The organism is Prosthecobacter sp., from assembly GCF_029946185.1.
Taxonomy (GTDB): domain Bacteria; phylum Verrucomicrobiota; class Verrucomicrobiia; order Verrucomicrobiales; family Verrucomicrobiaceae; genus Prosthecobacter.
On record NZ_JAQSEA010000311.1, the window covers coordinates 1 to 10104 of the forward strand.

The following is a 10104-nucleotide window of genomic DNA, read 5'->3' on the forward strand; positions in this document are numbered from 1 at the left end:
GTCTCTCAACGATCTTCGCGGTCGCGATACAGGGACCGCATTCGATGCAGTCGCCTTCCTCGCACGCCGGCCCACGAATGAGCAGCGCGACGCCGTGCGTGAATTCCTCACCGCCAAGCTTGCTGACCCTCGCCCCAGCTGGCGTATCGCCAGTGCCAAGGCCCTCGGCACGCTGCGGGACCCCAAAGCGCTCGCCGTGCTGGAACCGCTTCTCGCCGGCGGCAATGATCGCATCGACCCCGTTCGCGAAGCGGCGTCTAAATCCGTGCAGGACATCCGCGCAGGCCTGGAGAGTCCCGCCGATTTGAAAAAACTCTGGGACCGTGTGCAGCAACTGCAAAAGCAGGCTGAGCAGCAGGAGAAGGAACTCGAAACCCTGAAGAAAAAATCCCAACCAGTCGCCGCCGAAAAGAAGGCGGGCAAGTAACCAACCATGCGATTCCCACGCCTCCTCACCATCGCCACCAAGGTCGTCAAAGACACGCTGCTCTCATTGCCGACAGAGATTCGTAGTGAGGCAGGGGACTGCCGCATTGAGCTGACCGAGATGGATGCCTTGGTTGACATTGATGAAGATCTTGATCCCGATCTTCTCGGCCTGTTTGAAGGCAACGCCCGCTGCGATCCCCTGCCTCAATCCCCTGAAGAAATGCCGCGCATCCGCCTCTTTCTTGACAACCTCTGGGACGAGTGTGCTGGGGATCTCACCACCTACCGCCACGAAGTCCGCATCACCTTCCTCCACGAACTGGGCCACTATCTCGGGCTGGATGAAGACGAGGTGGCGGCGCTCGGGCTGGAGTGATCAGGTGCCCGGCTTGTCCACGATGACAGTGGTGTCTGCGATCAGATCATGCAGACAACGCTGATCCTCCCGGAAGATGAAACATGCGTCAACGAGGCCATACAGAGGGACAAAACTGTTGATGAGGTAGTTTACCACGGCGCGCAGCCAGAACGCCTTGCCAGCGCCAGCAGGCAGCCCGCTGGGGAAGCACACGATACGGATGCCGAGCATGCGCTTGGCAATCGTCTGGCCATACCGAGCCAGCCAAATGGCATTCCATACCAGTAGCCCCAAGGAAGCAAGAAACGCCGCACCAAACCAATACAGCGAGTGAACCGGGAAGTCATTCTCCAGCTTTCCTGCGTTTTCCGACTGTACGATCGCGATGAAACCCGGAATCATAGGCACGAGCATCACAACCAGCATGATGAAGGTGTCGAGGCATGCCGCACCCAGGCGCAATCCACGCGAGGCGAGTTCGAGCTTGGGCATCATCGCCGACGTGACGATGTTTGCCTGAGGAGCCGCATAGGGATTGAACGCTGAAGAGCTGCTGGCAGCAGCCGAAAAGGCAGGCAGTGCAACTTGTGCGCTGAACCGCGTGCTCAGGCTCTGCCATTCTGCCATGCCCTCAGCCCAAAACAGATCATCTGCCAGGAAACGCCCCATTGAGACCCCTGAGTAAATTTCCTCTTCGGAAAAAACGCCAAGCTGCTGGCCATTTCGAGCAATGTGAAATGAAGACATAAAATAGATTCTATCAGCTCAATACTTTAACGACATGAGTGCCCCCGATTTTGTCATGGAGGCAGCGCCCATCATCACTGAAGATAAATAAAATGTCCACCAGGCTGTAGAGCGGAATCAAGCCGAGCGCCCCCTTGCCTAGCAGCGTTCTCAGGAAAACAATCTGAATAAAACCAGCCTTGGTCGAATCCTCAATTTGAGCAATGCGAATGCCCATGAGCCTCTTCCCAACCGTTTGACCGTCAGTGGCGATGAGAATCAAATTGGTGATGCATATGATGCCGAACAAACCAAAGGAGACATAAAGCATCAGGTCACTTTTTCCCAATGCCGTCTCGCTCATCAAGCCTGCTGGCAGAAAACAAGCAAAGAACACAAGGAGATCCAAAATGTAGGCTGCCAGCCGCGAACCTGCCGAAGCTTTTTCCACGTACACACGAGAAGTGGTTTGCGGAAGTCTGCCGACAAGGTTGGCCCTTGGCGCAGCATAAGGATTCACAGCCGTTGCCAACATGGGCTTGGGCATCTGTTGCGCAGGTTGAGCACTGCTTTGTTGGAATACCACATCCAGCACCTGCCACTCGCTCATTCCTTCACGCCAGCACCAGTCAGTGGGCTGGAAATAGCCGGTCTGCAGTCCTTCTTGGATCTGGGATTCGTCGAATTCGCCCAAAGCCTGTCCATCGCGTGCAATCTGATAAGAACTCATAGTGATATGAATGCCATTCTCTCGAAGCATGCTGAAGTTGTCTAGCAAAGCATCCGACAGAAGAGTTGTTTTTCACTAGCTCATCTTCCGCCGCCCATGCAGGGCCTGATACAGCGTGAGTTCATCCACGTGATCAAGTCCTCCCCCTGCAGGCATGCCTTGGGCCAGCCGGGTGACGGCAATGCCCGCAGGACGCAGCAGGTCGGCGATGTAGCTCGCGGTGGCTTCCCCTTCGACATCGGAGCCCAGGGCGATGATGACTTCTTCCGTGTGCAGATCGCGCACCCGATTGACCAGCGATTCCATCCGCAGGTCTTCCGGAGTCACGTTGTCGAGCGGCGAAAGCCTGCCACCCAGCACGTGGTACAATCCTTGAAACGCACCTGACCGCTCCATGCGCAGCACATCGGCAGCCTGCTCGACCACGCAAAGCTGCTGCTGCTGGCGGCGCGGATCATGGCAGAGCAGGCAGTTGCTGTCGCTTTCAATGAAGAAACCGCAGTCATCGCAGGGTATGATGCGCTCACTGGCGTCCAGCAGCGCGTTGGAAAGCAGCGGGATGCGCTCATCACTCTTCTGCAGCAGCCAGATCATGAGCCGCTCCGCGCTGCGCGGCCCCAGGCCGGGCAGCGATTTTAGCTGGGCGACGAGACGCTGGATCGCAGGTGGGTAGTCAATACGCACGGCAAAAAAACTCAGGTCGTGGCAAGTTTGCGCGAATGTTTGGTTGTCTCTTTGGCTGTCGAAGATTTTTCTTTCAACGCCAGATCAACGCGGTCCATGAAGTACTTCAGCGGTGCATCCTCACGGCCCTCCATGGCCGCACTGCTGAAGCTTTCCTGCGCCTGCTTCAGGTTTCCTTTGCGATACTGCACCACACCCTGCCAGAAAGCGTCGCGGGCGCGCATGTCCGGTTCCGGCAGCGCACCCTTCTCAGCGAGCAGTTCATACACCTCGCTCATCTGACTGGAACCCACGGTGCTGACCATTTCCATCGGCCGCACCTCGGCATTGTCCTTCGCCAGTGCATACGTCCTGGCGCTCAGAAGCACCTTGCTGCCATACTCCACATTTAAGGCACAGAGCTGCGTGGCAAAATCGATCACATCACCCACCGCACTGAAACTTTCAAAGTGACTGACACCAAACAGACCGCAGACTGCCGGTCCCGTGCTGAATGCCACGCCGATCTGCGCCTTCTTGCCAAAGCGCTGCTCGATCTCACGGGTCAGCGTGGCAAGGTGCGTCCGCAGCACCGCCGCCACCTGAACAGCATGTCGGGCGTGATCCTCATCGGTCAGGGGGAATCCGAAGAAGACGCGCACCTGCCGGGCGTTGCAATCATCGAGATAGGCTCCTCGCGCGATGAGAAATTCTGAAATGCTGCGCTGAAAATGCGTCGCCAGTTCTTCAAACTGCGGTGCCTCGATGCCCGAGGCCAGCTCTCCATGATTCAGCACACGGCAGGTCAGCACCGTAATTTCACGGCGCTCCGTCATTTTCGCCGGGTTGTTTTGATCCACGAGTTCCTCAAACTGGCGCGTGGAGAGCCGTCCGACAAAATAGCCACGCATGACATGGCAGCGATAGCCATTCACCGAACCACCAACAGCAATACCCGCGATGCCGGCGAACCACAGCGCCAGTGATCCGGATATGGGCTCAAACAAGACGCCGCTCATGGCCATGATGCAGGCAAAAGTGACCGTGAGAAATGTGCCGCCGAGCAGGAAGGCAAACCGCCGCCACTGGGAGGGCATCTCGATGCACACCCAGGCGCTGACGAAGGCCATGACTGTGTAGTAGCCGTATTGCAGCAAAATGACCCGCTTCAATCCGCCTGCCGGCAAAATGAAAGCGCGCCCAAACAGGACTGCAAACCAGTCAGCCGTACTCTTGAAAAAGCCAAACTGATACAAGGCCAGCAACGGGATGCAGACCAGCACGCCAATGAACATGGCGGCGACATGATTACGATTCATGGGCGGGAGTTTCATGGGGCAAGGTCGATGATGTTGTTGGAATCCGGCGGCTCCGGCTGGTTGCGACAGGCTTTAACAACGAGTTCGCTGACATACTTGTCCGGATTGCCAATCGCCTCTGGCGTAATGACAAAGCTCGTCGCGCCCGTGCTGCGTGTGACGAGCTTGAGTCCAAAAGGGTAATCCTTGAAAAGCTTCGCGCACATGGCCTCCACATGCAGCCCTTCACGCTGCGCCCGCGCGGCCACTGCGGCGATGGCTTCACTGTCAAAGTCGAGCATGAAGCCATTCTCGCGCTGGAAACGCTCCGCAAAGGCCCTGACCTCTCCGGCATGGGCTGCACCGAGTTCTCTAAACTGGCTGAGGGCATCAGCACGGCATTTGGCGAGCGTTTGTTCCGGCTCCTTGACCAGCGCACCATCGACCTGCAATTCCGGCAGACCGAGGCTGGGCATTTCAAATTTAAAATCACGCAGCACCCGCTCCCAAGCGGTGACGAGCCCCCGCGCGCCGGTCTTTTCATCCTCTGCCCGGCTGGCAATCTCCCGCAGGGCATCGTCTTTGAAGACCGCCTTGACCCCATAGGCCGCGAACTCACGCTCATACTGGCGGATGAGGCTGCCTTCCGAGTTTTTCATGATATGAAACATGTCGTCCGCACTCAGCGGATCACACACCACACGCACCGGCAGACGACCGATGAATTCAGCCTCGAAACCATAGTCGATGAAATCCTTGGTCCGCGCTTCACGGAACAGATGCTCCGCTGCGGTGGTTTTGGTGTCCGAAGGTACAAAGCCGATGGATTTCCGGTTCGTGCGCTTTTCGATAAGCTTTTCCAGACCGCCAAACGCACCGCTGACAATGAAGAGAATGTTGCGCGTGTTCACCACCTCGCGGCCCGTGCGGCCCTTGCGGGTGTCAAACATCATCTGCATCTGGCTGCGTATGTCATTCGGTGCGTAGAGGGCCACTTCCGTTTCCTCCATCAGTTTCAGCAAGGTGGTCTGCACTCCGCGTCCGCTCACGTCGCGCCCCAGCCGTTCGGGGCCGCTGCTGAGCTTGTCGATTTCATCCAGATAAATGATGCCATGCTCCGCGAGTTCGATGTCGCCATTGGCTTTCGCCACAAGATCGCGCACCAGATCATCCACATCCGCGCCGACGTAGCCGGTTTCGCTGAATTTCGTCGCATCTGCCTTCACAAACGGCACGCCAATGAGATCCGCGATGTGTTTGACGAGGTAGGTCTTCCCGACCCCCGTAGGGCCGATGATGATGACATTCTGCTTCGAAAACTCGAGCTTCGGACCACCCGAGTTTGACTCACGATCATCGCGCAGCATCCGGGCGTGGTGGTAGTGATCACACACCGCCGTAGCTAGCACTTTTTTAGCCTCGTCCTGCCGGATCACAAACCGGTCAAGGTGCGCCTTGATGTCTGCCGGGCGGTAATTGAACTCGAATGCCCTTCCATTGTCAGGCTTGGCTTCTTCGACCGGTCTTTCCACCCCTTCCGGCATGGAATGACCGCCAGGACCTTCGACGCGGGTGAACAGCACCTGGCCGCCCAGCGTGTTTTTGATGAAGTCCTCCAGCTTGCGCGTGATCTCCTCAGGAGTACCAGGCGCTTTGGGGTTTTCGGTCTCGGGGAGTTCTGGCGTGGGATCGCTCATGGGGAAAATGATAGTGCGCTAGGCTAAGCCTGCTGACAAGCGGCACGATGCGTGCTCTGCATCGGCAAGAAATGCTCTTTTTCAGGGTTGCACGGACCTTGTGATATTCCATACTCCTCCCCCCCTCATTATGTCAGCACCCGTCAAAGTCGCCGTCGTTGGAGCCAGTGGTTACTCTGGAGCTGAACTGCTGCGCTTGCTGCTACGACACCCAAATGTGGAACTGGTGGCCGTGACCTCGCGGTCCCTGGCTGGAAAAGCGCTCTCCAAGGAGTTTCCACGCTTCCGCAGCGTCGGTGTGGCCAATTCGCTGACATTCACCGCGCCTGACGCCGCCGCATTGAAAGCCTCCGGTGCCGAGATCGCCTTTCTCGCGCTTCCGCACGGAGTTTCCGCCGAATACGCCAAGCCGCTGCTCGAACTCGGCCTCAAGGTGATCGACCTCAGCGCGGATTTCCGCCTCCGGAGTCCGGCGCTGTATGAAGAATTCTACGGCCACGCGCACCCTGCGCCTGAATTGCTCGATGAAGCCGTCTATGCGCTGCCGGAAGTGCGTGAGGAGCAAATCAAGACCTCCCGCCTCATCGCCTGCCCCGGCTGCTATCCCACCAGCATTCTCCTGCCACTCATTCCGCTGCTCAAAGCAGGCCTGCTCGCGGAATCCCCGCTCGCCGTGGCCAGCATGAGCGGTGCCAGCGGTGCTGGCCGCAAAGAAAGCATCTCCCTGCTCTTCTCCGAGGTGCAAAACAGCGTACGCAGCTACAGCGTACCGTTACATCGTCACCTGAGCGAAATCGGCCAGGAGCTCGCCCTCGCCGCTGGCCGCGAAGTGAAGCTCTCATTCGTACCGCACCTCATGCCGACCCATTCCGGCATCTGCACAACGACCTTCGCGCAGTTGCAGCCCGGCGTGACGATTGAACAAATCAGCGCCGCCTTGCATTCGGCCTACGGTTCTGCCCCCTTCGTGCGTTTGCTCGGGGTGAATCAGTCTCCCGACACCAAAAACGTCACCGGCACCAATTTCGTGGACATCGGCTGGGCCTATGATGCCCGAGCCGGACAGCTCATATTAATGAGCACCGAAGACAATCTCGGGAAAGGCGCCTCCGGCCAGGCCGTGCAAAACATGAACCTCATCTGCGGCTTCGAGGCCACCGCAGGCCTGCTGAACATCTGATATGCCCCCCAAAGCCACTGAAGAACGCGAATGCCGCGTTCCATTCAAAATCATCGACGGCGGCGTAACTGCAGCCAAGGGCTTTCGCGCCAGCGCCGTGTCCTGCGGCATCAAGAATCCAGACGCCACCCGCCTCGATCTGGCGCTGATCGTTTCCGACGGACCGACCGTGACGGATGCAGTCTTCACGACCAACAAAGTCCGCGCCGCCTGCGTGCGCGTCTGCCTGCAGCACATCAAGGAGAGCGACACCCGCGCCATCATTGCCAACAGCGGCAACGCCAACGCCTGCACCGGCGTCCAGGGCATCCATGATGCCAAGGCCATGACCAAGGCCGTCGCTGAACAGCTCGGCGTAAAAATGCGCCAGGTACTCGTCTGCTCCACCGGCATCATCGGCATGCCGATGCCCATTGAGCGTGTCATTGTCAAAGTGCCCGATGCCGTGGCCAAGCTGAAGACTGACGGTTCCGATGACGCCATGACCGCGATCATGACGAGTGACACGCGGCCCAAGACTTTCGCGATCGATGTGCCCTGTGGCAAAGGCAGCTTCCGCATCGGCGGCATCGCCAAAGGCGCGGGCATGATCTGCCCAAACATGGCCACCATGCTCTGCTTCATCACCACCGACGTCAGGATCGGCAAGGATGAACTCCATCGCTCCATGCGCTACGCCGTGGAAAAGAGCTTCAACTGCATCACCATCGACGGCGACACCAGCACGAACGACACCGTCATCGTGATGAGCAACGGCCAGTCCGATGTGCCAACGATCAAAAAGAACTCCCCCGAGGCGGAGCTCTTTCGCTGCGCACTGCACAAGGTGATGCTCGAACTCGCCAAGATGATCGTCTGCGACGGCGAGCGCGTGACCAAGTTCGTCGAAATCCGCGTCCGCAATGCTCGCACGCTGGCAGACGCCCGCAAAGTGGCCGAGACCGTCGCCAAATCCCTCCTGGTAAAATGTTCCTTCAATGGCTGCGACCCAAACTGGGGCCGCATCATTCACGCCGTCGGTTATTCCGGCGCGCGCATTCGCGAAGAACTCATCGACATCTATTTCGGCGGTCTGCAAGCCTGCAAAGGCGGGCTGGCCACGAAGACCCCTGTCACCGAAATGGAAAAGGTCGTCCAGGATCCAAAGTTCACCGTCACCATTGATCTCAATCTCGGCACCAGCGGCTACACCGTTTACACCAGCGACCTGTCCGAAGAATACGTTGATTTCAACAGCTCGGAATACTCCGCCGCCATTCATGCGAAACGCCAAAAAGGCTTCGCTTGATCGGGTCACGCAGTCACATTCATCGCGATGAATCCTCTCGACGCTCAAATCACCAAATCCGCCGTACTTCTTGAAGCCCTGCCCTACATGCAGAGCTTCCGCGGCTGCACGTTTTTGATCAAGGTCGGTGGCAGTGCCATGGAAGACCCCGTGCAGGTGGACTCCTTTCTGCGTGACGTCGTCTTCCTCGAAGCCGTGGGCATCAATCCCGTCATCGTTCACGGTGGCGGCAAGGCGATCTCCAAGGCCATGACCGAGTCCGGCCTGCAAGCCAAGTTCATCAATGGCATGCGCGTCACCGACGACGAAACGATCAAGATCGTCGAAGAAACACTCGCCCGTGTGATCAACCCGGAGATCGTGACCAAGATCAATGCGTTTGGCGGCAAGGCCGTGGGCGTTCCCGGCACAGAGGTCTTCATTGGTGAAAAGATGAAGGGCGATCTCGGCTGGGTCGGCGAAGTGAACGACTGCAAGCTCGGTCTTATCCAAGCTGCCGTAGCAGGTGAATTCGTCCCTGTGGTTTCTCCCGTCGCCCGCGAACTCGCCTCCGGCAAAACGCTCAACGTGAATGCCGATCTCGCTGCTTGCGGTCTGGCGAAGCGCCTCAAGGCCACGAAACTCATCTTCCTCAGCGACGTGCGTGGCGTGATGCGTGATCCGAAGGACGATACCACCCTGATTCCCAGTCTCGACGAGGCATCCATCACCAAATTGAAAGTAGATGGCATCATTAGCGGCGGCATGATTCCCAAGGTGGACTCATCGCTCGATTCTCTGCGCGGCGGCGTGGGCAAAGTGCATCTCATCGACGGCCGCCTGCCGCATGCGCTGATTCTCGAAATCTTCACCGACGGCGGGATCGGCACTGAAATCCATTTGTAACCCTGAGATGAGAACGAGTGAGCAACTGATGCAGGAGTTCGTCCTGCCGAACTACGGTCGTTACGATGTGTGGCCTGTGCGTGGCGAAGGCACGTACGTCTGGGATCGTGACGGAAAAAAATATCTCGACTTCGCCGGCGGCGTGGCCGTGTGCCCCCTCGGACACTGCCCGCCCACGGTGGTGAAAGCGCTCACGGAACAGGCAAACACACTCATCCACGTTTCAAACTGGTACTGCATCGACAAGCAGGCAGAACTGGCGCGCATTCTCGTTGAAGAATGCGTCGGCATTGCCGGCAAATGCTTCTTCTGCAACAGCGGTGCTGAGGCCAATGAAGGCCTGCTCAAGCTGGCGCGAAAGTACGGCCAGCAGACGGGCGGACGCTACGAGATCATCAGCTTCACAGGCTCTTTCCATGGCCGCACTTTCGGAGCCATGACCGCGACGGCTCAGGAGAAAATCCACGGAGGCTTTGGCCCGCTCCCACCCGGATTCGTCTATTCCCCCTTCAACGACATCGCGGCACTCGAAGCAGCGATCACCGACAAGACGGTCGCCATATTAATGGAGCCAATTCAGGGAGAGAGCGGTGTGAACGCTGCCACTCCCGAGTTCCTCCGCGCCGCCCAGCGTTTGTGCCGCGAAAAAGATCTGCTCCTGCTGCTGGATGAAGTGCAGTGCGGCTTTGGCCGTGCAGGCGAAATGGCCGGCTGGCGCAGCATCATTCCAGGCGACGAAATCCAGCCCGACGGCATCAGCTGGGCCAAAGCCATTGGCAGCGGCTTCCCCCTCGGCTCGTTCTGGGTCAATGATCGCCGTGATCTGAGCAAGACACTCGGCCCTGGCACG

General features: G+C 58.2%; 11 protein-coding genes. 6 read left to right on the forward strand and 5 right to left on the reverse strand.

Going from position 1 to position 10104, the window contains the following annotated elements:
• A partial coding sequence (locus PSV43_RS25780) for a HEAT repeat domain-containing protein (RefSeq protein WP_300204619.1) occupies nt 1–427 on the forward strand: 427 nt, incomplete at its 5' end.
• Nucleotides 428–433: 6 nt separating this feature from the next.
• Entirely contained in the window at nt 434–805 is a 372-nt protein-coding gene (locus PSV43_RS25785; protein ID WP_300204622.1) for a metallopeptidase family protein, read from the forward strand.
• On the opposite strand, the gene PSV43_RS25790 is transcribed toward PSV43_RS25785, so the two are convergent.
• From PSV43_RS25790 to PSV43_RS25810, 5 genes are all read right to left on the reverse strand, one after another.
• Nucleotides 806–1534 carry an RDD family protein gene (locus tag PSV43_RS25790; RefSeq protein ID WP_300204625.1) on the reverse strand — a complete coding sequence of 243 codons (729 nt, stop codon included), beginning with the start codon at nt 1532–1534 and terminating at the stop codon, nt 806–808.
• A 13-nt stretch (nt 1535–1547) separates the two neighbouring features.
• A complete protein-coding gene (locus PSV43_RS25795; RefSeq protein ID WP_300204628.1) occupies nt 1548–2243 on the reverse strand; it encodes an RDD family protein in 696 nt (231 codons plus the stop codon).
• Nucleotides 2244–2318: 75 nt separating this feature from the next.
• Complete coding sequence (gene recR / locus PSV43_RS25800) at nt 2319–2927, reverse strand: recombination mediator RecR (RefSeq protein ID WP_300204631.1); 609 nt, start codon at nt 2925–2927, stop codon at nt 2319–2321.
• Nucleotides 2928–2938: 11 nt separating this feature from the next.
• A complete protein-coding gene (locus tag PSV43_RS25805; RefSeq protein WP_300204634.1) occupies nt 2939–4225 on the reverse strand; it encodes an adenylate/guanylate cyclase domain-containing protein in 1287 nt (428 codons plus the stop codon).
• An 11-nt stretch (nt 4226–4236) separates the two neighbouring features.
• Nucleotides 4237–5901, reverse strand: a complete 1665-nt coding sequence (locus PSV43_RS25810) for an AAA family ATPase (RefSeq protein ID WP_300204636.1) — start codon at nt 5899–5901, stop codon at nt 4237–4239.
• A gap of 130 nt (nt 5902–6031) precedes the next feature.
• Between PSV43_RS25810 and argC the strand changes: the two genes are divergently transcribed.
• The 4 genes from argC to PSV43_RS25830 form a co-directional block, all read left to right on the forward strand.
• Nucleotides 6032–7081 carry an N-acetyl-gamma-glutamyl-phosphate reductase gene (gene argC / locus PSV43_RS25815; RefSeq protein WP_300204639.1) on the forward strand — a complete coding sequence of 350 codons (1050 nt, stop codon included), beginning with the start codon at nt 6032–6034 and terminating at the stop codon, nt 7079–7081.
• 1 nt (nt 7082) lies between these two features.
• Nucleotides 7083–8369 carry a bifunctional glutamate N-acetyltransferase/amino-acid acetyltransferase ArgJ gene (gene argJ, locus PSV43_RS25820; RefSeq protein ID WP_300204643.1) on the forward strand — a complete coding sequence of 429 codons (1287 nt, stop codon included), beginning with the start codon at nt 7083–7085 and terminating at the stop codon, nt 8367–8369.
• A 27-nt stretch (nt 8370–8396) separates the two neighbouring features.
• Nucleotides 8397–9254: an acetylglutamate kinase gene (gene argB, locus PSV43_RS25825; RefSeq protein WP_300204646.1), complete on the forward strand. Its 858-nt coding sequence runs from the start codon at nt 8397–8399 to the stop codon at nt 9252–9254.
• Between the two features lie 7 nt (nt 9255–9261).
• On the forward strand, nt 9262–10104 hold an 843-nt coding region (locus PSV43_RS25830), incomplete at its 3' end, for an aminotransferase class III-fold pyridoxal phosphate-dependent enzyme (RefSeq protein ID WP_300204649.1).

What these genes read in the sequence shown, in the direction of transcription:
- PSV43_RS25785 (WP_300204622.1), top strand. Translation starts at nt 434, where the DNA reads ATGCGATTCCCACGCCTCCTCACCATCGCCACCAAGGTCGTCAAAGAC.
- argB (WP_300204646.1), top strand. Translation starts at nt 8,397, where the DNA reads ATGAATCCTCTCGACGCTCAAATCACCAAATCCGCCGTACTTCTTGAA.
- argJ (WP_300204643.1), top strand. Translation starts at nt 7,083, where the DNA reads ATGCCCCCCAAAGCCACTGAAGAACGCGAATGCCGCGTTCCATTCAAA.
- PSV43_RS25805 (WP_300204634.1), bottom strand. Translation starts at nt 4,225, where the DNA reads ATGAATCGTAATCATGTCGCCGCCATGTTCATTGGCGTGCTGGTCTGC.
- PSV43_RS25795 (WP_300204628.1), bottom strand. Translation starts at nt 2,243, where the DNA reads ATGAGTTCTTATCAGATTGCACGCGATGGACAGGCTTTGGGCGAATTC.
- PSV43_RS25790 (WP_300204625.1), bottom strand. Translation starts at nt 1,534, where the DNA reads ATGTCTTCATTTCACATTGCTCGAAATGGCCAGCAGCTTGGCGTTTTT.
- argC (WP_300204639.1), top strand. Translation starts at nt 6,032, where the DNA reads ATGTCAGCACCCGTCAAAGTCGCCGTCGTTGGAGCCAGTGGTTACTCT.
- PSV43_RS25810 (WP_300204636.1), bottom strand. Translation starts at nt 5,901, where the DNA reads ATGAGCGATCCCACGCCAGAACTCCCCGAGACCGAAAACCCCAAAGCG.